A 22,335-nucleotide genomic window follows, 5' to 3' on the forward strand; every position below is an offset into this window, starting at 1 on the left:
TTTTTGTATCGCTTTCGGGGGGGGGGGGGGGGGGGGGCCCCACGCTCATTTCCACGCGGCGCGCGGGCGGGCCGGGGCCGCGGCCCTCTCCGCGGGGGGGGGGGGGGGGGGGCCCCCCCCCCCCCCCCCACTTCTGGGCTGGTGTGAGGTCAGACGACTCGCTGAGTCTCGTAATAGCTGGCCACCTGCTCGTGGTAGCCGGCGTCGCCGATGTGCTTGTCCTTGTCGAACTCGGGTGACTCCCTGATCTGGTCCCTCGTGAGGCCGACGTAGATCTTGCGCTCAGCCTGGTCGATCGACTTCACGGTTCCGGCGGGTAGCAGGACGTGCATGCCGAAGATCCACACGCCGGTGTCGACGACGAGGTAGGAGGAGGCGACGTCGTCCGAGTGCTTGTCGACCTTGCCGATGCTGCCATCGGTCGCCTCGACCGTGTATCCGATCAGGTCGATGCCCGTGGTGTGGCCGGTGATCGGCTGATAGCCCCAGATGTTGTCACTCATAAAGAACGGCTCCCTCATCGAGATTCTTTGTTGCTCCCGCACGTGAACTGTGAATTTGGGCAGCCACCCGCAAATTCAGTGACGCCGCTTCAGGCCTTCGGAATCCCGGATGCCCTGGCCAGGTGGCCCCATACATCCCCATCGGGAGGAATGCGGATGGTCTGAGGTACCCCTCCAGAACATGATGGATGCCCGCCTACCAGCGGTACCAGCGGCCTCGCTTGCCGCCGCTCGCCGCGGGGCGGATCACAAAGCCGAGGACCCATACGATGAGCACGATGACGGCGATCCACCACAGGGCCTTGAGTGCGAAACCGGCACCGAAGAGGATCAGGGCAAGCAGAAGAACAAGAAGAACAGGAACCATTGTTATCAACCTCCGATCCCTCGCTTGCCCTGTCGAGCGATCTTCACTCCTGAGAGATTTTGTGTGTTTCTTAGGCAGCCCGGAGCTGCTGAGGGTAGGTGCGGTAACCGTCCGGTTTGGAGGTGGCGGCACTTGCCTCCCTCGATCACACCGATCCGCGCGTCTGACACTCAGTCGAACGCTCTTGCGAGCCCTGCACGTCACGACAAGCCCATCGGACGACAGCCTTAGCCTCGAAGTTTCATGACGGTCCGCCGACGAAGTCGGTGGGCCGCGTTCTCCAGCCAGATGCGGTTTTGGGCGGTGCTGTGCAGGGGCAGGTTGCGCAGGCCGGTGGCGCGGGCGCTTCGGCCCGGGCAGCACGGACGGCCGCCAGAGCCTTCTCGTCGGAGGAGGCGAGGGTGTCGATGAGGCGGGAGATTGTCGGGTCGGAGGCCACCGGCCCGAACACAGCCGGCTCCGCCCGCAGCATGCCGGCATCCGCGAGGCAGTCACCGCCCAAGGCGACCGCCAGGGCCACGTCCAGGAGGACCTTGCCCGGATCGTGGACGGCCCTCGGCTTCCGCCACGGCATCAGCGCCGCTGATATCGCGGTGTCCAAGCCGGCCTCGCGTGCGGTCTCGACCAGCAGCACGCCCCCGGCCTGCGAGACCACCGTCCGACCGCCGCTCTCGAGGCGGACACGCGGGTACGACCCGATACGTTTCTCCACCAGGAGTACCTCTTTCCGTGCAGCCAACAGGGCCCTAAGAAGAGTCCAAACGTTGCAGTTCAGGAGCGCTCTCTGCTTATTTGATCAAGCCTCGGTGCTCCAACTCGTGAGAGCGCGAGGCTCAACGTGTGCGCCCTGTCGTTCCAAGACTCCGCACCGCACTGACCGCCTCAGGTGACACGGAAGACCGGCCAGCCGATCTCGGTGCGCCACGCAGCGGGATCGCTCGTGTCACGGGGGCCGACAACGTAGACCTCCCGCACCGGCCCGGCCACCGACATCGCGTTCTCCACCACCCAAGTCCCGAGTTCGCCATACGTGACCTCGATGCCGTCGTGCTCGCCGACATGGGTGGTGACCGCAAGTTCCGCGGCCGGCAGACTCACGGGGTGCACGCGTCCGGTGCGAGGTGGCGCAGCTGACGGCAGGTAGACGAGCGCGTGACCGCGCTCCTGCTCGAAAAGGGCGTTGTCGTAGCTGCCGCCCGGCGGTCCGGTCACGTCGGCGCCGACGGCCGCCTCCAATTCGGCCATCGCGCCTGCGTACCAGGTCTCGATGTCGCGATGCCCGACTACGGCCTCCACCGCCGCGACCGTCCGTGCGGGCTCCGCACGTAGCTCGACGTCGATGGGCGCGGGATCGGGCCGCAGCAGGCGGCGCAGCGACACGACTGCGGCCCGGGTGCGGTCGAGCGCATCCTCGAGACGTTGCAGGTGCTCCGCGACCAGCGCCGCCCGGACACCAGGGTCGGGGGTCCGCAGGATCTGCTGCACATCGCTCAGGGGGACGTCGAGCGAGCGGAGCCGGTGGATGACCTGCGCGGTCGGGATTTGATCGACGCCGTAGTAGCGGTAACCGGTGGTCTCGTCCACTACGGCAGGTTCCAGCAGGGCCGCCTCGTGATACCGGCGCAGGGTCCGCACGCTCAAGTGGGTCAGCCGCGAAAACTCGCCAATGGTCAGCATCCCCTCATTCTGAACGTTCCCCCTGGGGGAGAGTCCACGGCTTGACCCTCCCGCATCGCGAGGTCACACGGTGGGCGCATGACACAGCACACCGATCTTCCGTCCGATCTGCTCCCGACCGCCGTGCGCCAGTTCCTGGTCGCCCACATCGTCCGCGACGCCGACACCGCCTCGTCGTACCTCGCCGAGGGTGCGGTGATCGTCGACCAGGACGAGACCTTCCGCGGCCGGGAGGAGACCTACGCGTTCCTGCGGGACGCCGGGTCCGAGTTCGAATACACGACCGAGCAGATCGGCGCTCACCGCGTCGATGACATCCACTGGGTGGTAACCGTGCGGCTCGAAGGCACCTTCCCGGGAGGCGTCGCCGAGCTCGACTACCGGTTCGCGCTGCGGGACGACCTCATCGCCGAACTCGTCATCGCCAGCCACCCGGCCTGACCGAACCCGCACCACCTCAATCTTCAGTGGAGAGAAAAATGTCTAGTTCAGACCGCGACCGTCTCAACGGCCGCCGGGCGCTGGTCACGGGCGGTTCGAAGGGCTCGGGCAAGGCCGTCGTAGAGAGACTGCGAGAGATGGGTGCCGACGTGTGGACCACGGCACGCACTATGCCCGGCGGCTACGAGCGCCCCGACCGGTTCATCGAGGCGGACACTTCCACGGCGGGCGGTGTAGAGGTTGTAGTGTCCAAGATCTCTGAGGGAGGTGCGCTGGACATCCTGGTGCACGTTGTCGGAGGATCCTCAACCCCGCCTGGCGGATTCGCTGCAGCGACTGAGGAGCACTGGCTGGCGGAGCTCAACCTGAACTTCTTGGGAGCTGTCCGACTGGATCGAGCACTGCTGCCGGCAATGGTGGGGGCGGGATCAGGAGTAGTTGTCCACGTCACGTCGATCCAGCGTCAGATGCCGTTGCACGACGCGACGTTGCCGTACGCGTCAGCGAAGGGTGCCCTGCGTACGTACAGCAAGGGTCTCGCTAACGAACTGGCCCCACGAGGAGTGCGAGTAAACACCGTCAGCCCCGGGGGGATTCAGACCGGAGCGTATGCGGGCTTCATCGACCAGCTCGCTAAGGGCAACGGAAGGACCCGCGAAGAGGCGGAGCAGAGCCTGATGGATTCCCTCGGAGGGGTTCCAATCGGAAGGTTTGCAACGACGGAGGAGGTCGCGGACCTGGTCGGCTTCCTCGTGTCGGACCGAGCCTCATCCATTGTGGGCGCGGAGTACGTCATCGACGGCGGCACTGTTCCCACCGTCTGAGCCTGACACCGGTTCCGAGTAGTCACTCGCGAACAGCTCGATCCGGTAGCGGAACCCCCTCCTTCACAAGGACCACGCGGGTACGACCCGATAGGCTTCTTCACCTGGAGAGCGCCTCTTTCCGTGCAGCCAGCAGGGCCCTAGAACAGTCCAATTGTTGCAGTTCAGGGGGTGCTCTCTGCTTATTTGATCAAGCCTCGACGCCCCAACTCGTGAAAGCGCGAGGTTAGGCGGCCCGGAGCTGCTGAGGGTAGGTGCGATAACCGTCCGGCTTGGAGGTGGCGGCACTTGCCTCCCTCGATCGCACCGACCCGCGCGTCTGACTCACGACAAGCACGTCGGACGACAGCCTTAGTTGTACCGCCGATCAGATGCAGGGCTCGCAAGAGCGTTCGGCTGAGTGGCTGCAAACAGAGTGAGATGCCGCCCAAGCGTGATCCGAAAGAGACGGCCTGGCCGAGGCTGCTGTGCAGTCGGTGCAAGTTGTACCAGCCCTCGATGAAGTCGAAGATCGCGGTGCGGGCGGTGGTGCGGCTGGTCCAGGCGGTGGTGCCGGGCAACTCTCGTTTGATGGTGGCGAAGAACGACTCGGCGAGCGCGTTGTCCCGTCTCTCTTGCCGCTGTCCCGGTCTGTGTCGCGATCGCACGGCGGCGCTAGGCTGAACTGCTCTTCGCCTGGCTGTTCGTCCTCATCTCACCTGGAAACAGGAGGCGCCGTGCAAGGTAGGGGTGTTGTCGCAGACCAGGTTGATCAGAGTCGTGCGACGGAGTGGGGTTGGTTCCTGGCATGGCTTGCGGTCGGGGGATGTCTGGCCTTCGGTCTGGCGGCCTTGCTGACAGCGGGCATCGCCCTCATCGCCGTGGCTGCGATAGCCGCGGTGTTCCTGCTCCGGAGAGGGTCCAGGGCCGCCATCGTCGGAGGTGTCGCGGGCTTGGCCCTGCCGGTCTTCTATCTCGCTTACCTGAACAGGGAAGGTCCCGGGACCGTATGTCACGCGACGGTTGGCGGGAGCACGTGCACCGAGGAGTACGCGCCGGTGCCGTTCCTTGTCGTCGGAGCAGTTCTGTTCGTCGCAGGCTTCCTGATCTTCCTGGTCCTCGAACGTCGACGCAGGGGCAACGGCTGACCGACCTGGCTCCTGGCGGAAAACCTGGGAACAGGTGGACTGCTTCAGCCGGAGCCCACTTCTCCGCGCCGTTCGGTGAGGTCTTTCGGTAAAGCTGCTGAGCGGGTGACGGAGTTGAGATGCGCACCGCATGAGGCTCCGGTGGTGTGGGGAGGTGCTGGAAGTCTCAACTCGCAGACCCAGGGTCACGTTGGCTTCGTACGCTGCCGCACCTGATGGAAGACCGCTGGGCATGACCACGGCCCACGGGATCAAAGGGGCGGGTTGACAGGCGGAGGACAGGACCGCGGACTGCTGGTCGTTCGCGCCGCCTGAGAAGCATCATTGACACGGTCAACGCCTTGTGCCTCGCGCTGTGACCGGAGTCCTCGACGCCTCACCCCGACCAAGCGCGAACTCGACAGGGGGTGTGGACAACGCTCACTTCCGGCTGCGCTCGTAGGGTTGATCATGACGACCGCCCGGACCGTCCCGACAGCCGGGCGCCGTTGGAACGCCCCTGTGAGGGTGCGAGATTCGGGCCGACCGGGCGAAAAGGATGACAAGTCGCAAAATGGGGCCCATCATGGCGGGGTGAGGGGGGCAACTTCGCGCGTTCGAGGTGTGCGCTGCCGTGGCCATGTGCCGCCTGTGGCGGTGATGGCGGCCGCCCGGGCGGGGATGTTTTCCCTGTTGGCAACCCTGGTCACGGCGTTCGTGCATGACCTGGCTTTTGAATCGAAGCCGTCTGGACTCGTGCAGGCGTTGACGGTTTGTTTCCTGTTCGCCGTAGCGCTGCCAGGTGCTGGGAGTGACAAGTCGCTGCGTACACGGGGGCTGTTGGCGTTCAGCGCTCAGGCCGTCATCGGGTACGGGTTTGTCCCTGCTGACAGTTCTGGCTGTTCTTGCGGGGTGGCACGTGATGATGGCCGCAGCGCGCCGGCCGTGCTCCGCGCTGGCCTGTTGCATGGGCTCGACGACGGTGCGTGGCGGGTTCTGTACGCAGCCGGGAAGGAGTGGTGCGCGCTGCGCGCGCTGCTGCGCAGGCTCCTGGTTGTTGGCTTTACTCCTTACGACGTGACAGACGTCGAGGCCGCTTGGCGCGTGGGTTCCGGGCCAACTCGGGCTCCTCCCTTATCAGTTATGCCGGACGCCGCGAAGGTGCGCCGCGGCCCGCCGCCTCTTCCGCTGCCGTACGCCGCCGCCTGATCTGCCACGGCGGTACCCGTACGGCCTCCGGTGAGCTCACTCGTCCCTGTCGGGGACGGTTCTGTCCGCTATTTCGGCACGTGGGCTCAGCGTGAGTCCTGTGCCAGGGGGAGTCCCATGAACCGCATGTCACATGAGACGCGAGCGCCTGCGCCCGTCGTCGCGGCGCGCCTTGCAGACCCGTCCACTGCAGCGCACTTGAAGGTCCGAGGTCATGTTGCTGCCCGGGGCCTCGCTGAGCGCGTCCGTGCTTCCTCAAGGAGTACGTACGAGTTGTGCACCGAGCGGGGCCGGGTGGCAAACGCCTGCCCCCGCTGGAACACCGGGTGGGGTTCCTCGGCCCCGAAATGCTCCTTCACCGGGTTCCGGGTGGCGGCACTGGCGGCCGGGGGAGGGGTGGACCGATGACGGCAGCAGACAGGGCGAAGTCCGCCGTGAAGTCCGGGTCGAAGCGGCTCCTGGAGCGCGCCGGCTTCCACCTTGTGCGCAGCACCACGCCCAGCGGTGGGGTCGATGATTTCATCCCGTTCGAGCCGACGATGCGGGCCGCGCGGGCGGCCGGTCTGTCGGTGGGGGACTACATCGACGAGGTCATGAACGGGACCCCGGGGGCCACCCAGTCCACCGTCGACGAACTTCGGGCCCTCGGTGTCTTCGCCGCGGCACCTGACACGGTGCTGGAAATCGGTCCCGGGTCCGGACGGTACCTGGAGAGGACGCTGAAGGAGTGCGTGCCGAGCCGCTACGAGATCTACGAGACGGCAGAGCCCTGGGCCGACTACCTGGTGGTCACCTTCGGAGTGATCGCCCAACCGGTGACAGGATTCAACCTCGACGCGACACCGGACAACAGCGTCGACCTCGTCCAGGCCCACAAGGTGTTCAACACTCTGACCTTCCTCGGTGCCTGCCGCTATTTCTTCGAGATGGCCCGCGTCACGAGGCCGGGCGGGCGGATCGTCTTCGACGTCATGACGGAGACGTGCCTCGACCCGGAGGCGATGCGTATCTGGGCGACCAAGGGCGGCGCGGGTCACGACTCGTTCCCGGCCGCCATGCCTCGCCGTACGTGCGTGGACCTCTTCACGACACTCGGCTTCAGCCTTGAGGCCGCCTTCCTGGCTCCCCTGGGCGTAGCGTTCACGGAGGTGCTTGTCTTCAAGCGCGACGCCTAAAGACACCACCCTTCTCCACAAATCCTCACCGTGAACGTCGGCCGGCGGCCTCGGCGGAGGCCTACGGCAGGGGTTGACTCGGCAATGCCTACTCTTTGATCAACACTTGACGGGTCAGTCCGCCCCTCCCCGAGGGTTGATCGCCGCTCGGCGATGCCCGAGATGAGTCGTCGCCTGTCAGTCCGGGTCCGGCATGGAGCGGCGCTCGTCAGCAGTGACGCACTGCGGAGACACACCTGGTGTGGATACGTCCCGCCGCGACCGCTCGTCCGGACGAGCTCGGACGTCGAGCCGCACCAGCGGTGGTCGTGACTCGTGTGGGATGGGCGTTCGTGAACACGGGCAGTGGTCCCGGGCATCTCCAACGCGTCGCTGGCAACGCCCAGTTCACGTGCGTGCTACGCCCTGGTCCGCCTACTCCAACTACCTCCTGTCCCGCGTCCGCTCCTTTGTTCTGCCGTTCGCCGACGAGCCCGGCCCGCCGTACAGGAGTGGGTGGGCCGAGCTCGTGCACTGTGCCACTCAGGTCCAGCGGTTGGTGCAGCCGGAGGACCAGCGATGGGAGCTGATGGCGTTGGAGGCGCGGACGCCGTTGTTGAAGACGTTGTCGCGCAGGTCGTCCACGTAGAGTTCCCCCCTCGCCAGACAGCCGGTGCCGCCTCCGTAGTTCGCGTTTTCGTAGAACTGGACGTTGTTGACGCCGCCGGAGTAGGTGCCGGTGTTGAGGATCGACCAGGCGAAGTCGTCGTCGGCTCCGGTGAAACTCCCCGACCCGTCGCCCCAGTTCGCGTCGTTGCCCGAGGCCGTGCCGAGTAGCGTGCTGCAGTCCGTCAGGAGGTAGGCGCGCATGTTGCCGTCTTCACGGTGCGCGTTGTACTGGGCGTCGCAGTTGGGTCCTTGGGCGCCGGTCGGCGCTGCCTGAGCCGTGCTGGGCAGTGCGGTGCCCAGTACGACCGCCATCGCGGCAGCCGTGAGGGCAGCATGGAGCTTTCGCATGATCTCTCCTTCGGGGTGATCTCTTCGTAGGGTGTGAATGGGCGTGAATGATCGCGAAAGGTCAGTTCGCGGTGATACGCAGGGTGTCGGCCTCGGCGAGCGCGGCCAGGCGCATGCGTTTGCCGGTGCGGATGTCGTCGGCGTACTGCCGGCGCACCGGGGCGCCGTATTCGACGTCCAGATGTCGTGCGGTGGTGGCCAGCGTGGACGTGCGCGCGCAGATGGCCTCCGCCACCGCCAACTTCCGCTCCAGGGCGTCCGCCTTCCGATCGCTCAGCCCCTCAGTCCGCCCGGGAAGATCGCTTTGCACGGCCTGCGGATCGGCGTAAGCTCGCCCGGCTCTACGGCCCATGCACTGCGACCAGGCATGCAGCGCCTGGGTGAAACGCCGGTCCTTCATGAGCCGGGGTGCGTACAGGGGAATGAGATTGGTGGCGATCTTGTCGGCGCGGAAGTACGCCTCGACATCTCCGTACAGCTTTTTCCTGGCTTCGAGTTCGCAGCCGCCGACCGCCGTCCGGATGGAGCCGGCGGCCGGCAGGCGGACGGAGAAACGGCGGGAGTCGGACCCGCCGTTCAGGGCCGTCAGGTAGCGGGCTCGAACCGTCGGAGTCAGGCTCTTGCGGTAGGCGATGTTCGGGTCCTTCTTCTTCGTCGCGAAGAAGGCGCGCTGAATTGCTCCCCCGTAACCGTGCGCCCGAGCCCAGCCGAGGTCGTCGCGCACGAAGGGATGCTCGAAGGCGCGAAGTCTCTCCGGGGCAAGCGGGGCGATGACCCAGTAGCGGAACCCCTGCCGTTCCATGCATCCCTTGATCAGGATCTGTTCCGCCTGGTCGATGCGGGTCTGCTCGGCCGTGGTCACTTCACGGACCGGGCCGGTGGGGCTTAAGCCGTTGGACGGCCCGGCGCCCAGTGCCGGGCCGTCGGTCATCAGCAGGCCGAGAGCAAGGGCGCCGGCCGCCACGGCGGTCATGGTGGTGGCGAAGACGGTGGTGCGTCGCTGCACGGGGTCCCCCTGTCCCGTCCGGTGGCTCACGGCTCTCTGACCCGCCCCCACAGGTTCCCGTCAGCGGCGCGGGGTGGCTACACGTGGAAGGTGTGCCTTAAGCGTCATGTCGAACCTGCCGGTGGGTGGGCGGCTCGTGGTTCCCTCGAGCAGGGCGAGACCAGCCGGGGTGATGGTGTGCAGCATGATCTTGCTGTGTCGAATGCTCAGCAGCAGACCGGCTTCCCGCAGGACGCTGGTGTGCTGGCTGACGGCGGGTCCGGAGATGCCCAGCTGCTGGGCCAGCTCGCCTGTCGTACGGCCGGACACGACGGCGCCGAGCACGGCGGCACGCGTACGCCCGATGAGTGCGCTGAGGGAACCGTCGCCCGCGCCGGAATCGGGCGCGCCGAGAACGTGATGGAGCGGATACGCGAGCACGGGTGTGCGGTCGGCGTCGACGAGCGTCGTCGGCCTGCGTACGCAGAAGTAGGAGGGCTGCAGCACCAGTCCGCGCCCGTTGAGGCGCAGTACGCGCTCCACCGGGTAGTCGGCCTCCAGCACGGGAGGCTTCCAGCGCAGGACGGGCTGGAAGCTTGCCAAAAGCCCTTCGGCGCCGCCCTCCAGTGCCGCCCGGCCGCGCAGCGCTCGATCGGCCTCGACGTGGGCGCGTATGTGCTCCCAGAAGGGTGCCAACGCGTGCTGGTGATATGCGCGCAGGGCGGCGCCGAGTCTGTCCAGGGCCCGGGGCTCGCCGTCGGCCAGGGCCCGGGCTTCGGCGGGCAGTGGTCGGGTGCGCTGCGCGGCCAGTCGGGACATGTCCGCCCGCAGCCAGGTTCGAGGAACGCTCAGCACCGTGTCGAGCGCGCTCTCCAGATCAAGGGACTTGGGCAGGTGGGGGGTGAGGAAGTCAGGTGTGTAGCCGCGCGGAGGGAGCAGCACGGCGAGGGACCCGCAGGCAGGGGGCAGATGTAATCGCGCCTGCTGCCGCCAGGCGCGAAAGGCAGGTGGGCCCTCCCGTGCGGAGGCGAGGAGCTGGAAACTGTTGGTGATCTCCCACAGCGGATCGGGAGCGGTGGCGACCCGGACCCGGGCGAGATCTTCATTGGTGAAGTGCACCCGCAGCATGAACTCTCCGATGGTGGTGGGTCATCGGTGGGCCGCAATACTGAACGTAGGGGACACGGTCAGACAAGGCGCCATTCGGCCACCTGTTCGACTTCGGTCATGGGTCAGTTTCCGGCGGTCACCGGGTCCACTCGGCTGGGGGCGTCCTCCTCGGGCGTTCGCGGGGCGGGCGAACCAGCAAGGTTCACCTCGCTGCCGACCGCAAGTGTCGTCCGCCGGCATTCGTCCTCACCGCCTGCCAGGCGGCCGACAGCCCGCAGTTCATCCCCGTCCTGAAGAAGATCCGGGTTCGCGCCCGTTGGCCGCCCCCGCACCCGGCCCGACGCCGTCGTGCGCGACAAGGTCTGTTCGTCCTGCGGCAACCGAGTGCACCTGCGCAGACGCGGCATGAAGTCCGTCATCCCGGAGAAAGCCGACTAGGTGTACTGACCCAAGAGGTTGGGGACATGGCTGGCGGGTGGTAGCCCCTTCAGGGCGGTGTGTCTCCGGTGGTGGTTGTAGCCATGCAGCCACACCGGGCACGCGTCGCGACGCTCCTGCTCACTGAGGTAGGGCTTGGCGTAGCCCCTTTGTCGAGGAGGGTGCGGTTGAAGCGTTCAACTTTCCCGTTGGTCTGTGAGCGGTAGGGGCGGGTGTAATCCCTGCGTCGGCCTGTGTGATGGCCCAGGTGCGCGAGCGGTAGCAGGAGCCGTTGTCGGTCAGGACTCGCTGGACGGTGATCCCGGCCCGGCTGAAGAAGCTTTGCGCCTTGGTCCAAAACGCGGACGCGGTTTCCTTCTTCTCGTCGGCGAGGATCTCGCTGCAGGCCAGGCGGGAATGGTCGTCGACAGCGTTGTGAATGTAGCTGTAACCTCCGCCGATCCGGTTCTTGCGACCGGTCTGACGGCCCAGCACCTGATGGCCGCCACCGTTGGGGATGTTGCCGAGCTTCTTGATGTCGACGTGTACCAAGTCGCCTGGTCCGGCGTGCTCGTAGCGTCGGATGACACGGCCGGTGGCACGGTCCAGATGCGACAGGCGGGCGATTCGATACCGGGTGAGTACTCGGTGCACCGTGGAGGGATTGAGGCCGAGCAGGTAGGCGATACGGGCTGGGCCCCAGCGTCGCAGGACGCGGACTTTGATGATGCGCCGTTCGGTGCGAGTCGGCGTCTGACGCGGGCTGAGGTGCGGGCGGCTGGAGCGATCCGTCATTGCAGCGGGTCCCTGCTCGCGGTAGCGGTCTGCCCACCGTTTCGCTGTGGTGGGCGAGACTTGGAACCGTTCGGCCGCGCGACGGAGCGGCCATTGGTCGTCGACCACACAATGCGCCAGGCGAAGGCGGCCGGTTTCGGTCAGGGGAGCGTTGCGGTGGACCATGCGGGTCTTGCTGGCTCGAAGGATGACGATGGCCGGATGCACGAGTGATGTCTCGTGCACCCGGCCGGTGAGGTTCAGCAGGCGCTGCCGAACCTTGGGTGGGCTCGTGTGGAACGCGTGCGCCATTCGCGGGTCGCCTGTTCCCTCAGTCGCGGCTCGCCGATCATGGTGAGCATGTCGGTGTGGTGCGCGGGGGCCACCCCAATTCCTGGCGGGCGCGTGACGCGCTGCTGCGGCTGGACGCGGCCATGATGAGCGCGCCGAACTCGGCCCAGACGCTGGTGCCTCGTCCACGGTGAGGCTTGCGGGTGTCGAGTCCCAGACCGCGGGCGGCTGCTTCAGCTACCCCACCGGTTGGGGATCTCTCCTGCGACCGGGTAGTGCGCACCCGTGGCGCCCTTGTCGAGTGTCGTGGTGAACAGGCGGGCGACGACGTCGACGTGCACACGGCTATTCCCGGCTCGATGGTGAGTCAGGTTGCGATGACGATCTTTCCGATCGTTCGCCCGCTTTCCACAAGTTCGTGGGCGGTGCGCATCGTCTTGGCTGTGAGCCCGTCGAGGACGCGCGTGACGATGGGGTGCAGACGTCCGGAAGCGGCGAGCTCGGCGGCCCTTGAGAGGGTCTGGCCCTGGGCTTTGGCATCGGCCCCGTCGAGGATCCGGCTGAAGACCATTTCCGTGTGCAGCGACAAGGACTTCGCCGCGAGGGCACCCACGTCCAGCGAGGGGATGCCGTCCACCACGGACAGATGCCCGAAGGGGCGGAGGATCTTTGGGATCCAGCTCAGGTGGTCGGCGCTCGCGGCGGTGGAGAGCACCATGTCCACGTGCGGAATGCTGGCTGCGGTCAGTTGAGCAGGGACGTCGCCTGCGTGGTTGAGCACCAGATCGGCTCCCATGTCCGTGCACCACTGTCGGGAGGCTTCTCGTGATGCGGTGCTGATAACGAAGGCGGAAGTCGTAGCTTTGAGGAGCTGGGTGGCCAGTGAGCCGACGGCGCCGGCGCCGCCGAGTACGAGGACGCGGTCCGCGCCCCTCGGCAGCGCGTTCTGATCGCGGAAGAGGGCTTCTGATGCGGTCAGGACGCCGATGGGCAGACTCGCGGCTTCGACGAAGGAGAGCTGATCCGGGATCTTGGCGAGGATCCGATGGTCGACGGCCAGTCGTTCCGCCCAGCTCCCATCGCGTCGGGTGTCCCCGGTCCCGAAGACGCGCTCGCCCACGGTGAAGCCCTGGACGTGATCTCCGACTGCGGTGACCACGCCGGCGAACTCCCAGCCGAGGAGGACCCGGCCGCCGGGCTCAGCGCTGCGTATCCGCCGGATGAAGGCTTCGCCGGGGTTGACGCCGATCGCGCGGATCTCGACCAGCACGTCCTGCTCGCGCACCGTCGGCTCGGAGACGTCAGCAAGTTCAAGGGCGAATTGGGTGATGTCGTGGGCCGTCTCGTACACGAGGGCTTTCATGTGGTGAACCTCCCGCCGAAGGTGAGGTTGATCCCGGCGAGGGGGCCGCCGAGTTGCTGCAGGCGTCCGCCGGTTGCCAGAGAGCCGAGGTCGACGCTTACCAGGCCGGCCTGCTCGATGAGCTCGCTGACCGGCTTCTTCGCCTCGCTGTCGTCACCGGAGATGAACAGGACGGTGCTCGGCTTGGCGGGGGTGAAGTCGGAGATCCAGGACATGGGAACGGAGTTGAACGCCTTGACGACGCTGGCTCCGGGGGCGAGGTCGGCGACGATCTCGCTGGAGGTGCGTCCTGAGAGGTCGCCGAGGGTGAACGGCTCGTAGCCCGCGACCCGGTTGGTCGCGTCGACCAGGACGCGGCCCGACCAGTCGGGAACCGAGAACAGCGCGTTCTGCACGTTGGGCCAGTTGACCGCGAGGACGACGATGTCCTGCTCGGCGGCCTGCTGCGGGGTGCCAGCTGAGGCGCCGGGGCCCAGCTCCGTGAGCAACGGCGTCAGGGAGTCAGGTCCCTTGGTGTTGCTGAGCACGACCTGGTGCCCCAGGGGCAGCATGTGTCGGGCGATGGTCTGGGCGACGACGCCTGCTCCGAGAAATCCGATTCTCATGGACTCACCTTTCTCAGGGTCTTCAGATCGGGAGCGCGGTCAGCGGGCGGCGTATTCGCTGCGCAGGAACTCGGAGGTCGTCGTCGGGCTGTGACCGATGAGCGTCTCCAGGTCGCTGCCTTTGGCTTCCCACTCGCCAGCGTTCATCCCGTGCACCCACGTGAGTACGAACTCGACGGCGAAGTCGGGGAAGCCCACTGCGCGCATGTTGTCGAGGTACTCCTCGTCGGATACGGGGACATAGGGGACCGGGCTGCCGTGGATGTCGGAGAGGATCTTCGCGATCTCAGCGAAGGAGACCGACGGCCCGCCGGTCAGGCGGTACGTCTTTCCCTCGTGTCCCTCCTCGGTGAGGATGGCGGCCTGCGCGGCTGCCAGGTCGTCGCGGGAGGCGGCGGCGAACCGTCCGTCGCCGACGGGGACCCGTACCCCGTTCTCGTACGGGGTCGCTCCCATGTAGGGGGTGATGACGTCGAGGAACGGCGGGTGCTCGGCCAGGGTGTAGGCCAGCCCGGACTCGGCCAGCTTCGCCTGCGTGAACTCGTCCTCGGCGGTGATCTCCTTCATCGAGAACGTCGAGCCGTGATCGCGAATGATGGGCGCGTAGACCAGGTGCCGGACACCGGCGTCGACCGCGGCATCGATCACGTTCGCGTGAGCGATCTTGCGCTCGGTGAAGGCGTGCGTGGGCACCAGCATCAGCTTGTCGACGCCCGTGAACGCCTTACGCAGCGACGCCGGATCCATGTAGTCGCCCGTACGCAGCTCGATGCCCAGCTCCGCCAGGTCCTGAGCCTTGGCGGGGTCGCGCACGAGTCCGACCAGGCCGCTCGCCGGGCGACGGTCCAGCAGGTGCCGGAGGGTCAGCTTTCCTAGCGAACCACTGGCGCCGGTCACAAGGATCTTATTCATGGCAGGTCTTTCTGAAGGGGGTGATGGGTGGTTCACATCGCCTGTAGCGGCGCGGCCGACCCGGATCGGGCCTATGCCGGCCGGGCGACGGCGGAGAAGCCGATCGCCGCGGCTCTCACTAGTAGCGGGGTTCAGTAACTACCCACGTGACAGTACACCCCGCCAAGCGGGATGCAACTCCCGAGCGATCCCGTGGCCACGAGATGCCGCTTTTGAGGCTACTTGCTGATGTATGTCGCACGGGTTGGGGGACGGATTTGAAGGCTTAGGGAATTACTGGCGGTGGTGAGTAACTGTTGGCGGTGTACAGCATTTGGTGGTACGACTGGATGCATGTACACACCTAACAAGCCCATCCCAGGCGAGTTCGCCGGCCGTCGTGCACTGGTGACCGGGGGATCCCGAGGTATCGGCGCGGCCATCGCGCAGCAGCTGCTCGACGAAGGCGCGCAGGTGGTGACCACCGCCCGTTCCCGTGCGGAGACGACCCCGGAAGGCTCGATCTTCATCCCGGCGGACCTGCGATCGGCCGACGCCATCACGAGCCTGGTCGCTGAAGCCGTGCAGGCACTCGGCGGCCTCGATCTGCTGGTGCACAACGCCGGGGCGGCCCGCGTTCACCTCGACGGCTTGGAGTCGATTCCGGAGGAGGAGTGGCAGGACTCCCTGGACATCCACTTCCTGTCCGCGGTGCGCCTGATCAACGCGGCTCTTCCGGCACTGCGCAAAGCCGAGAGCCCGGCGATCGTGAACATCTCCACCAACGGCACCGAGACGCCATCTGGCCCGCTCCTGCACTACGTCACCGCGAAAGCTGCCTTGGACACCTACACCAAGGGCATCGCCCAAGACCTCGCGAAGGAGGGAATCCGCGTCAACCTCGTCACCCCCGGCCCGGTCGATACCCCTGGAGGCTCCGCCATCCTTGAGACCATCGCCGAGGGGATCGGTGCCACCCGCGAAGCCCTGGTCGCCGGAGTCCCTCTCGGGCGCGCCGGTGAACCCGGCGACATCGCCGAGGCTGTCACCTTCCTGCTCTCCCCTCGCGCCCAGTGGATCACTGGCACGAACATCAAGGTCACGGGCGGATCCTGAGACGGCCCGCTGCCTGGCCGCTGACGCGGCCGGGCAGCGCTCCCACTCCGCTGCTTGCAAGATAAGGTCCCGACATGGCCCATCAGACCAGCCAATCGAGGTCCGAAGAACTCGTTGCGCTCTTCACCGAACTCGGCCCCGCCTGGGGGGCCTGGACAAAGGCCTGTACACCGGCCAGTTCGGTCAGCTACATCCGCATGCGGCTGCTGAATGCACTGCACACCGACGGGGCACAGACCATGTCCCAACTCGCCCACGCGCTCGGCGTCACACAGCGGCGTGTCACCGCTCTCGTCGATGCCCTCGACGACGATGGCCTGGTCGAGCGTCGCCCCAACCCCGCTGATGGCCGCAGCACAGTGGTCTCCCTCACGCGAGGCGGAACCGCTCTCCAGAAGTTGACGTGGGACGAATACCGGACAGATATCAGCAGGGCTTTCAACGACCTCAGTCCCGAACAGCAGGAACAGCTGATCGCGATCACCCCGGTCCTTACCGAAGCGCTCCGCCGCCACACCACGGAACGCCCTACGCCGCGCTGAACCCGGCCTGATGAGGTATTGATCTCGATCGCCTCTTACTGAGGTGGCTTGGCCGTACGCCCGGGGTGTGCGGCGGTGACGTAGCGCATGGCGGTCTGCTCGGTTACGCCGGATCACTCGTGTCGTCGACGGATTGGGCAAACGCGGGCTCGTCTGCAAGGAACGCCACAGTCAGGATCGCCGCGGCAATGAGGCGATACCCATCGAAGCCTGACCAAGCGCCATGCAATCGGCCCAGCCCGCACCCGTCCAGCGCCCGCTGTCCGCGTCCTCAGCCAGATTCACCCGGACCTGCTTTCGCCCCTCACCCAGATCTTCGCGGCCCTCACCGAAAATCTGTCCTCGCAGCAGCGCGACGTCGGAGCAGCACACCTATGCCGCCTTGCAGCCCGGGTGAGGGTGGCCGCGACGTGTGATTGATACAGCAGCAGGCACTTGGGCGAGGACTTGCGCGCGCTGGCGCTCATCAGCATTGGGTGTGCCCAGGGGTGGAACGGCCACCACAACCAGGCGGGCTACCTGGCGGAAGGGATCGCGCCGGCGCGCCGGATCGGTCGGCCATGTCGCGAGTTCCCGGGCCTGGCCCACGATCGAGCTGGCCGATCGGCACGGCTGGTCGGACGAGTCGGCGTCAGGCACCGGGTGCATGATCTTCGGCGCAGTTCTCACCAGGCAGGGAAGACCCGGAGGGGCTGAGCCCTGGGGCCAACGAGCTGAGCACACCGCCAGCGATGAGGCCGACCCCGCGGCCGGGCTGGGGGCTCCGCTAGGCCCGCGGGTTCCCAGAGTCTGAGTGTGTGAATCCACGTCGATGTCGCGCTTGCCGAGTTCGTCCCGACCCTCCCGGTCGGGAAGAACTGGCGCTGTGAGCTCAATTTAGCGACAGGGGTGTCCGTTGTCCCTTGTCCAACGCGGGCCGGCTGAGTCCCGGGGCGGGCTCACATCCGGACGGGCGCCTGATCCTCGGAGTGGCGGGAGCCGAAGCGCGCGGCCACCGGATCTCGTCGACCCTAGCGAGATCGGCTCCGGTCAAAGGGACGTTGACGGCGCCGGTGTTCTCCTCGATGCGCTGGGCGCTGCGGGTGCTCGGGTCGGCACGGCAGCCCACGGCCGCCCCCTCAAGCCGCTGAACAGCAGCGACGTACACCGCAAACCTGTCGACAGCCGCCCTACCAGGCCAACAGCCCAGCTCATGCATTCACGCCCCGAGGAATCGAGGTTGGTAAAAGGCTTGGGCCCCGCCCGATAACCCCTGCCGTCGGCACTGAGGGGTCTGCGGCCTTTGGCCGACCGGCCCGGCGTCGCATACGTGTGTGCCGGCGCGGTCAGTCTGTGGTGAAGCTGGACAGCAACGCAGCGGGGTAACGGCTGCCAGCCGAGCCGCGGGGGAGGATCTCGGCGATGCGGGCCAGATCGGCGGCCGAGAGCTGAACGTCGACGGCGCCGGAGTTCTCTTCAAGGCGCTTGGTGCTGCGGGTTCCGGGAATGGGTGCGATGTCCTCGCCCTGGGCGAGCAGCCAGGCCAGCGCGAGTTGGGCGGTGGTGATGCCCTTGGTGTCGGCCAGATTCCTGAGCTGTTCGATGGCGTGCACGTTGTAGGTGTAGTTCTCGCCCTGCCACCGCTCGTCCCAGCTGCGCATGTCGTCCGCGGGGTACTCGCTGGCGGGCTTGACCTGTCCGGCGAGGAAGCCGCGGCCGAGCGGGGAGTAGGGCACCAGGCCGATGCCGAGTTCCCGCAGAACGGGAAGGATCTTCTCCTCGACCTCCCGCTCGAAGAGCGAGTACTCGTACTGGAGCACGGAGACCGGAGTGACGGCGTGGGCGCGGCGGATGTACTGGGGGCCGACGTTGCTCAGGCCGAAGTACGTCACCTTGCCCTCGGCGATCAGTTCCCCGACCACACCGGCGACCTCCTCGACCGGAACGTCGGGGTCGGAGATGTGCTGGTAGAAGAGGTCGATGTGGTCGCTCTGCAGGTAGCGCAGGCTGTTCTCGGCGACCTTGCGGATGTTTTCCGGACGGCTGTTGTAGCCGGGGTTGTGCAGCGGGGCGGTCATGTCGAAGCCGAACTTGGTGGCGAGGACCACCTCGTCGCGGAAGTCCCTGACCGCCTTGCCCAGGAGGATCTCGTTGGCGCCGGTACCGGCGCCGTACAGCTCGGCGGTGTCGAAGAAGTCGATCCCGAGTTCGTGGGCGCGGCGGATGGTCGCGATGCCCTCGTCGTCGTTCGAGGCGCCGTAGGCCATGGACATCCCCATGGTCCCCAGGCCGAGTGCCGAGACGCGCAGACCCTGAGAGCCCAGATTGCGGTGCTGCATGAGTTCACTTCCTCAGTGGTTCATCGGCTTCACCCGCAGAGGTCAAACCGAACTGTTCCGTTTGACTCTACGCGCCGACCGCCCGGATGCCAAACCAATCGGTTCGGTGCTCTATTCTGGGGTCATGTCCCAGTCTCGCGACTCCGGCCGGACCGCAGCGCCCGCAGCAGCCGCCGGCGGCGACACCACGCGCGAGCGCATCCTTACCGCTGCCATGGAGGAGTTCGCCCGCCACGGCATCGCCGGCGCCCGCGTGGACCGCATCGCCAAACTCGCCAAGACGAGCAAAGAACGCGTCTACGCCTACTTCCGCAGCAAGGACGCGCTCTACGCAGCCGTCGCCGCCCAGGAGCACCTCGTCATTGCCGAGGCCACCCAGTTGGACCCCTCTGACCTCCCTGGCTATGCGGGCCGTCTGTTCGACTACTTCGTCGCCCGCCCGGACCACCACCGCCTGATCACCTGGGGGCGCCTCGAACTGCCGGGCACCGCAACCGCTGCCGATGATCACGCCCAGGCATTGATCGCCCGCAAAATCGACCAGCTCCGCCAGGCACAGCAGGCCGGACAGCTCGACTCTGCCTGGGACCCGGCCGACGTCCTGGCCCTGGTCAACCAGATCGCCACGACCTGGGCGGCACAGCCCGAACACGGCAAGGCCGCCGTCGCACACGCCGTGGACCCCACCACAGCCGCTCGCCGCGCCGTGGTAGTGACCGCTGTCGAACGGCTATTCCCCCGAGCGCGCTGAGGCCCCCGGACCGGCGGCAGCCCTGCTCGAACGTTCCCCAAGCGGCGCCGTCCGCCCTTGTCCCTCACCTTCGCCTACGAGCCCGTAGAGCGGCCCGCTCGTGCAGACGCTCGGGGATCCGGGCTTCGTAGCCGTTGCGGGTTGGTTCGTGGTACGTCTCGCGGCTCATGTTCTCGAAAGTGGTCGGCGCCAGAGAAGCTGTGAAAGGTATCGGGGTCGTACTGATAGCCCTTGCCGTAGCCGAGGTCCTTCATCAGCCGGGTCGGAGCGTTGAGGATGTGGGCGGGCGGCAGGAGCAAGCCTGTGCGTCGGGCGGCGTTGAAGCCGCGGTAGACGGCGATGGATTTGAGGGCGGTGGCGAGGTATACGACTGCGCCATCCACGATCTGGCAGCCACACCCAGGGGTCGAGGCTTCCTACCCCTGAGAGATTCATCATTTCTGTTACCGAATAGACTTATGGCATGGATTCCTCGACCGCTCAGCCGGCCAACCGCTTCGAACGCCGCAGGGCCCAAACGCGCCAGGCACTGATCGGCGCCGCTCGCCGCATTCTGGCCGAGCAGGGCGGAACCGAGGTGAGCATCCAGGTGATCGCAGAGCGCGCGGACGTCGGTTTCGGCACCTTCTACAACCACTTCGACACCAAGGACGCTCTCTTCGACGCGGCGGTGGCCGACGCGTTGGAGGAATACGGTCAGCTCCTGGATTCCGCCACCAAAGAGATCGACGATCCGGCGGAGGTGTTCGCCGCCAGCATCCGCCTGACCATGCTGCTGGCCGCCAGTCACCCGGAGATCACCGGCATCCTGCGCTTCCGCGGACTGCAGCACGTCCACAGCGCCAAGGGACTGGGGCCGAGGGCGCTGCGCGACCTGGAAATCGGAAAGGCGTCCGGCCGCTTCGACATCGTCGATGCCCGCGTGGCGCTCAGCGCCGTCGGGGGAGCCCTCCTCGGCCTCGTCCAGCTCGGAGCCACCGCCGAGCTCGACGCCGCAGCCGCAGAGCAGGCGGCCGAGATGATTTTGCGCATGCTCGGCTTGCCCTCCGCCGAGGCGCGGGAGCTGGCGACCAAGCCCTTGCCCGCCTTGGCCTAGAAATAATTCGCTGCTCCCGCCGTCACAGACACCCCCAGTCAGGCTCTCCGGCAGGCGTCCACGCCCTCGAGAGTGTCGACCCGAGGGCTCCGAGTGGGGCCTCCAGCCCGCCGCCGGAGCCGGCGCTCAGCCCCCAGCTTCCGCGTTACACAAAGAAGCTTCCGCACGGCGGCCGGATCGTACGCCGGCGGAGGCGACGGGCTCGCCGACGGAGACGGGATCAGGAGGGGCTCGGACGGGTGACGCTGAACGGCACCCAGAGAGTGCAAGGGAGAACGCGCCGCGCACCCGCCATGAGCCCCTGTGGGGCCGCGACCAGCACCCCAATACCCGTAACCTTCTCGTCGTTCGATCTCCGACAGCACCGCGGAACCGGAACCGATCGTGCGGCGCTGGCAGCATCCAGGCGCCTTCGCCCCCATTCCGCATAGCAGGCCAGGCCATGTGTGCCGGCCCTCCGCCTCGGCCAGGTCGCGGAGCGGACACCGCGGCGTAACACCCTCAACATTCTCACTTTACGATCCCTTGACCTTAAGGTGATGAAACCCTCAGGTACGATCCATTCATCATCAGGGGGTGGGTGTGACCCCCCTTCTCGCCAGGGATGGGTGCCAGCGACGAGCTGCGCTGCCGTGCCCTGCCATGACCCCAGGAGACGCATGTCCACGCGACGTCAGGCGCTCATCGGAATAGGCGGGTTGACTGCAGCCGGCCTAGGTATCGCTCAGGCCGCTCCTGCACAAGGAGCGACTCCCCAAGGTGCAGCCCTCGCGGCGCCCGGGACTGCTTCTTTCGCTCAGGCGATTGACGTGCACGCGCACTACATCACTCCCACCTACCGTCAGGCCCTGCTCGACGCCGGCGCCGGCCAGCCCGACGGGATGCCCGAGATACCGGCCTGGAGCGCCGACAAGGCTTTGCAGCTCATGGGGAGTTCGGGCATCTCGGTGGCCATGCTCTCCGTCTCATCGCCCGGATTCGCCTTGGTCGATCCCCTCAAGTCCCGCGCCCTCGTCAGGCGGGTCAATGAGGAGGGGGCGGAACTGGTGCGGGCCAACCAATCTCGCTTCGGCCTGTTCGCCTCACTTCCCCTGCCGGACGTCGACGCCGCAGTTGACGAGGTGGCGTACGCCTTCGACGCCCTGCACGCCGACGGCATCGCACTGGAAACGAACTACCAGGGCACCTACCTGGGCGACACCTCCTTCCGCCCTCTCTTCGCCGAGCTGAACAGGCGGAAAGCCGTAGTCCACCTGCACCCGACCTCGCCTGCCTGCTGGGCGTCCACGTCGCTCGGGGCCCCGCGCCCCATGATCGAATTCCTCTTCGACAGCACCCGCACCATCACCCAGCTGATCCTCGAGGGAGTGGTCGGCGACTACCCCGGTATCCGCTTCATCGTGCCTCACGCCGGCGCGGCTCTGCCCGTCCTGGCGGATCGGATCGCCGCCTTCTCGCTGCTGAGTCCGAAACCGGTCGATGTGATCGGCGCACTGAAGAGGCTGTACTACGACGTCGCCGGCTTCTCGCTGCCCCGGGCACTTCCGGCGCTGCTGAAGCTCGTCGATTCCCGCAGACTCCTCTACGGCAGCGACTACCCGTTCACGAATGCGGCGGTGGTCGAGGCGCTGGCCGCTCAACTGGCCTCCACCAGCGAACTTTCCGCGCAGGACAAGAAGCGGATGCTTACGGAGAACGCGCTCACCCTCTTCCCGCGCCTCCGTCGAATCTGAAGCGCCGCCGCCATAGTGCCTCCAGCAGGGTGTCGCGTCACTGCT

At 66.8% G+C, this 22,335-nt stretch carries 20 protein-coding genes and 4 pseudogenes; 10 read left to right on the forward strand and 14 right to left on the reverse strand.

The features are described 5' to 3' along the window. Window positions 1-149: 149 nt before the first annotated feature. The 4 genes and pseudogenes from ACIQI8_RS41340 to ACIQI8_RS41355 form a co-directional block, all read right to left on the reverse strand. Window positions 150-503, reverse strand: coding sequence for a PRC-barrel domain containing protein (locus ACIQI8_RS41340; protein WP_402363123.1), 354 nt, complete (start codon window positions 501-503; stop codon window positions 150-152). Window positions 504-699: 196 nt separating this feature from the next. Further along, entirely contained in the window at window positions 700-870 is a 171-nt protein-coding gene (locus tag ACIQI8_RS41345; RefSeq protein WP_054240969.1) for a hypothetical protein, read from the reverse strand. A 346-nt stretch (window positions 871-1,216) separates the two neighbouring features. Beyond that, a pseudogene (locus tag ACIQI8_RS41350) lies at window positions 1,217-1,582 on the reverse strand (transposase); the annotation flags it as partial. 170 nt (window positions 1,583-1,752) lie between these two features. Continuing rightward, on the reverse strand, window positions 1,753-2,547 hold the full coding sequence (locus tag ACIQI8_RS41355; protein ID WP_402363127.1) for a MerR family transcriptional regulator: 795 nt from the start codon (window positions 2,545-2,547) through the stop codon (window positions 1,753-1,755). Window positions 2,548-2,625: 78 nt separating this feature from the next. On the opposite strand from ACIQI8_RS41355, the gene ACIQI8_RS41360 reads away from it, so the two are divergent. Both ACIQI8_RS41360 and ACIQI8_RS41365 read left to right on the forward strand, forming a co-directional pair. Next, entirely contained in the window at window positions 2,626-2,988 is a 363-nt protein-coding gene (locus ACIQI8_RS41360) for a nuclear transport factor 2 family protein (protein WP_402363129.1), read from the forward strand. Window positions 2,989-3,026: 38 nt separating this feature from the next. Then, the gene (locus tag ACIQI8_RS41365; protein WP_402363132.1) at window positions 3,027-3,812 is read left to right on the forward strand and encodes an SDR family oxidoreductase; all 786 of its coding nucleotides are present in this window, start codon (window positions 3,027-3,029) and stop codon (window positions 3,810-3,812) included. Between the two features lie 455 nt (window positions 3,813-4,267). Here the strand turns inward: ACIQI8_RS41365 and ACIQI8_RS41370 are convergent. Further along, window positions 4,268-4,417: pseudogene (locus ACIQI8_RS41370) on the reverse strand (integrase core domain-containing protein); the annotation flags it as partial. A gap of 111 nt (window positions 4,418-4,528) precedes the next feature. On the opposite strand from ACIQI8_RS41370, the gene ACIQI8_RS41375 reads away from it, so the two are divergent. Both ACIQI8_RS41375 and ACIQI8_RS41380 read left to right on the forward strand, forming a co-directional pair. Beyond that, window positions 4,529-4,939 carry a hypothetical protein gene (locus ACIQI8_RS41375; RefSeq protein WP_402363135.1) on the forward strand — a complete coding sequence of 137 codons (411 nt, stop codon included), beginning with the start codon at window positions 4,529-4,531 and terminating at the stop codon, window positions 4,937-4,939. A 1,592-nt stretch (window positions 4,940-6,531) separates the two neighbouring features. Beyond that, complete coding sequence (locus tag ACIQI8_RS41380) at window positions 6,532-7,302, forward strand: methyltransferase domain-containing protein (RefSeq protein ID WP_402363138.1); 771 nt, start codon at window positions 6,532-6,534, stop codon at window positions 7,300-7,302. A gap of 522 nt (window positions 7,303-7,824) precedes the next feature. Here ACIQI8_RS41380 and ACIQI8_RS41385 read toward each other — a convergent pair. The 3 genes from ACIQI8_RS41385 to ACIQI8_RS41395 all read right to left on the reverse strand — a co-directional run bounded on the left by ACIQI8_RS41385 (window position 7,825) and on the right by ACIQI8_RS41395 (window position 10,411). Then, window positions 7,825-8,298 carry a hypothetical protein gene (locus ACIQI8_RS41385; protein WP_402363141.1) on the reverse strand — a complete coding sequence of 158 codons (474 nt, stop codon included), beginning with the start codon at window positions 8,296-8,298 and terminating at the stop codon, window positions 7,825-7,827. A gap of 61 nt (window positions 8,299-8,359) precedes the next feature. After that, window positions 8,360-9,271 carry a hypothetical protein gene (locus ACIQI8_RS41390; protein WP_402363143.1) on the reverse strand — a complete coding sequence of 304 codons (912 nt, stop codon included), beginning with the start codon at window positions 9,269-9,271 and terminating at the stop codon, window positions 8,360-8,362. 93 nt (window positions 9,272-9,364) lie between these two features. Next, window positions 9,365-10,411 carry an ArsR/SmtB family transcription factor gene (locus ACIQI8_RS41395; RefSeq protein ID WP_402363145.1) on the reverse strand — a complete coding sequence of 349 codons (1,047 nt, stop codon included), beginning with the start codon at window positions 10,409-10,411 and terminating at the stop codon, window positions 9,365-9,367. A 146-nt stretch (window positions 10,412-10,557) separates the two neighbouring features. Here ACIQI8_RS41395 and ACIQI8_RS41400 point away from each other — a divergent pair. After that, window positions 10,558-10,828: pseudogene (locus tag ACIQI8_RS41400) on the forward strand (IS5/IS1182 family transposase); the annotation flags it as partial. On the opposite strand, the pseudogene ACIQI8_RS41405 reads toward ACIQI8_RS41400, so the two are convergent. The 4 genes and pseudogenes from ACIQI8_RS41405 to ACIQI8_RS41420 form a co-directional block, all read right to left on the reverse strand. Continuing rightward, window positions 10,828-11,770: pseudogene (locus tag ACIQI8_RS41405) on the reverse strand (IS481 family transposase). The pseudogenes ACIQI8_RS41400 and ACIQI8_RS41405 overlap by 1 nt on opposite strands. A gap of 472 nt (window positions 11,771-12,242) precedes the next feature. Continuing rightward, window positions 12,243-13,238, reverse strand: coding sequence for a zinc-binding alcohol dehydrogenase family protein (locus ACIQI8_RS41410; RefSeq protein ID WP_402363148.1), 996 nt, complete (start codon window positions 13,236-13,238; stop codon window positions 12,243-12,245). After that, the gene (locus ACIQI8_RS41415; protein ID WP_402363150.1) at window positions 13,235-13,843 is read right to left on the reverse strand and encodes an NADPH-dependent F420 reductase; all 609 of its coding nucleotides are present in this window, start codon (window positions 13,841-13,843) and stop codon (window positions 13,235-13,237) included. The genes ACIQI8_RS41410 and ACIQI8_RS41415 overlap by 4 nt, the downstream gene beginning before the upstream one ends. A 39-nt stretch (window positions 13,844-13,882) precedes the next feature. Further along, the gene (locus tag ACIQI8_RS41420) at window positions 13,883-14,755 is read right to left on the reverse strand and encodes an SDR family oxidoreductase (RefSeq protein ID WP_402363152.1); all 873 of its coding nucleotides are present in this window, start codon (window positions 14,753-14,755) and stop codon (window positions 13,883-13,885) included. A 333-nt stretch (window positions 14,756-15,088) separates the two neighbouring features. Between ACIQI8_RS41420 and ACIQI8_RS41425 the strand changes: the two genes are divergently transcribed. Together ACIQI8_RS41425 and ACIQI8_RS41430 are read left to right on the forward strand one after the other, a co-directional pair. After that, on the forward strand, window positions 15,089-15,850 hold the full coding sequence (locus tag ACIQI8_RS41425) for an oxidoreductase (protein WP_402363155.1): 762 nt from the start codon (window positions 15,089-15,091) through the stop codon (window positions 15,848-15,850). A 74-nt stretch (window positions 15,851-15,924) separates the two neighbouring features. Next, a complete protein-coding gene (locus ACIQI8_RS41430) occupies window positions 15,925-16,392 on the forward strand; it encodes a MarR family winged helix-turn-helix transcriptional regulator (RefSeq protein WP_402363158.1) in 468 nt (155 codons plus the stop codon). A 1,325-nt stretch (window positions 16,393-17,717) separates the two neighbouring features. On the opposite strand, the gene ACIQI8_RS41435 is transcribed toward ACIQI8_RS41430, so the two are convergent. Continuing rightward, window positions 17,718-18,710, reverse strand: a complete 993-nt coding sequence (locus ACIQI8_RS41435; protein ID WP_402363161.1) for an aldo/keto reductase — start codon at window positions 18,708-18,710, stop codon at window positions 17,718-17,720. A gap of 124 nt (window positions 18,711-18,834) precedes the next feature. Between ACIQI8_RS41435 and ACIQI8_RS41440 the strand changes: the two genes are divergently transcribed. Then, window positions 18,835-19,461 (forward strand): TetR family transcriptional regulator, encoded by a 627-nt coding sequence (locus ACIQI8_RS41440; protein ID WP_402363165.1) that lies wholly within the window; start codon window positions 18,835-18,837, stop codon window positions 19,459-19,461. A 74-nt stretch (window positions 19,462-19,535) separates the two neighbouring features. Here the strand turns inward: ACIQI8_RS41440 and ACIQI8_RS41445 are convergent, their stop codons facing one another. Further along, window positions 19,536-19,844 (reverse strand): hypothetical protein, encoded by a 309-nt coding sequence (locus ACIQI8_RS41445; RefSeq protein ID WP_402363168.1) that lies wholly within the window; start codon window positions 19,842-19,844, stop codon window positions 19,536-19,538. A gap of 80 nt (window positions 19,845-19,924) precedes the next feature. On the opposite strand from ACIQI8_RS41445, the gene ACIQI8_RS41450 reads away from it, so the two are divergent. After that, window positions 19,925-20,557 (forward strand): TetR/AcrR family transcriptional regulator, encoded by a 633-nt coding sequence (locus ACIQI8_RS41450; protein ID WP_402363171.1) that lies wholly within the window; start codon window positions 19,925-19,927, stop codon window positions 20,555-20,557. Between the two features lie 659 nt (window positions 20,558-21,216). Then, window positions 21,217-22,290, forward strand: a complete 1,074-nt coding sequence (locus ACIQI8_RS41455; protein ID WP_402363173.1) for an amidohydrolase family protein — start codon at window positions 21,217-21,219, stop codon at window positions 22,288-22,290. Window positions 22,291-22,335 lie beyond the last annotated feature (45 nt).

It is taken from the genome of Streptomyces sp. NPDC092369, from assembly GCF_044755245.1.
In the GTDB taxonomy this organism is placed as follows: domain Bacteria; phylum Actinomycetota; class Actinomycetes; order Streptomycetales; family Streptomycetaceae; genus Streptomyces.

Bases quoted from the DNA above. Each gene is read 5' to 3' on its own strand.
- ACIQI8_RS41340 (WP_402363123.1), bottom strand. From the start codon at position 503: ATGAGTGACAACATCTGGGGCTATCAGCCGATCACCGGCCACACCACG.
- ACIQI8_RS41345 (WP_054240969.1), bottom strand. From the start codon at position 870: ATGGTTCCTGTTCTTCTTGTTCTTCTGCTTGCCCTGATCCTCTTCGGT.
- ACIQI8_RS41355 (WP_402363127.1), bottom strand. From the start codon at position 2,547: ATGCTGACCATTGGCGAGTTTTCGCGGCTGACCCACTTGAGCGTGCGG.
- ACIQI8_RS41360 (WP_402363129.1), top strand. From the start codon at position 2,626: ATGACACAGCACACCGATCTTCCGTCCGATCTGCTCCCGACCGCCGTG.
- ACIQI8_RS41365 (WP_402363132.1), top strand. From the start codon at position 3,027: ATGTCTAGTTCAGACCGCGACCGTCTCAACGGCCGCCGGGCGCTGGTC.
- ACIQI8_RS41380 (WP_402363138.1), top strand. From the start codon at position 6,532: ATGACGGCAGCAGACAGGGCGAAGTCCGCCGTGAAGTCCGGGTCGAAG.
- ACIQI8_RS41385 (WP_402363141.1), bottom strand. From the start codon at position 8,298: ATGCGAAAGCTCCATGCTGCCCTCACGGCTGCCGCGATGGCGGTCGTA.
- ACIQI8_RS41390 (WP_402363143.1), bottom strand. From the start codon at position 9,271: ATGACCGCCGTGGCGGCCGGCGCCCTTGCTCTCGGCCTGCTGATGACC.
- ACIQI8_RS41395 (WP_402363145.1), bottom strand. From the start codon at position 10,411: ATGCTGCGGGTGCACTTCACCAATGAAGATCTCGCCCGGGTCCGGGTC.
- ACIQI8_RS41410 (WP_402363148.1), bottom strand. From the start codon at position 13,238: ATGAAAGCCCTCGTGTACGAGACGGCCCACGACATCACCCAATTCGCC.
- ACIQI8_RS41415 (WP_402363150.1), bottom strand. From the start codon at position 13,843: ATGAGAATCGGATTTCTCGGAGCAGGCGTCGTCGCCCAGACCATCGCC.
- ACIQI8_RS41420 (WP_402363152.1), bottom strand. From the start codon at position 14,755: ATGAATAAGATCCTTGTGACCGGCGCCAGTGGTTCGCTAGGAAAGCTG.
- ACIQI8_RS41425 (WP_402363155.1), top strand. From the start codon at position 15,089: ATGTACACACCTAACAAGCCCATCCCAGGCGAGTTCGCCGGCCGTCGT.
- ACIQI8_RS41430 (WP_402363158.1), top strand. From the start codon at position 15,925: ATGGCCCATCAGACCAGCCAATCGAGGTCCGAAGAACTCGTTGCGCTC.
- ACIQI8_RS41435 (WP_402363161.1), bottom strand. From the start codon at position 18,710: ATGCAGCACCGCAATCTGGGCTCTCAGGGTCTGCGCGTCTCGGCACTC.
- ACIQI8_RS41440 (WP_402363165.1), top strand. From the start codon at position 18,835: ATGTCCCAGTCTCGCGACTCCGGCCGGACCGCAGCGCCCGCAGCAGCC.
- ACIQI8_RS41450 (WP_402363171.1), top strand. From the start codon at position 19,925: ATGGATTCCTCGACCGCTCAGCCGGCCAACCGCTTCGAACGCCGCAGG.
- ACIQI8_RS41455 (WP_402363173.1), top strand. From the start codon at position 21,217: ATGTCCACGCGACGTCAGGCGCTCATCGGAATAGGCGGGTTGACTGCA.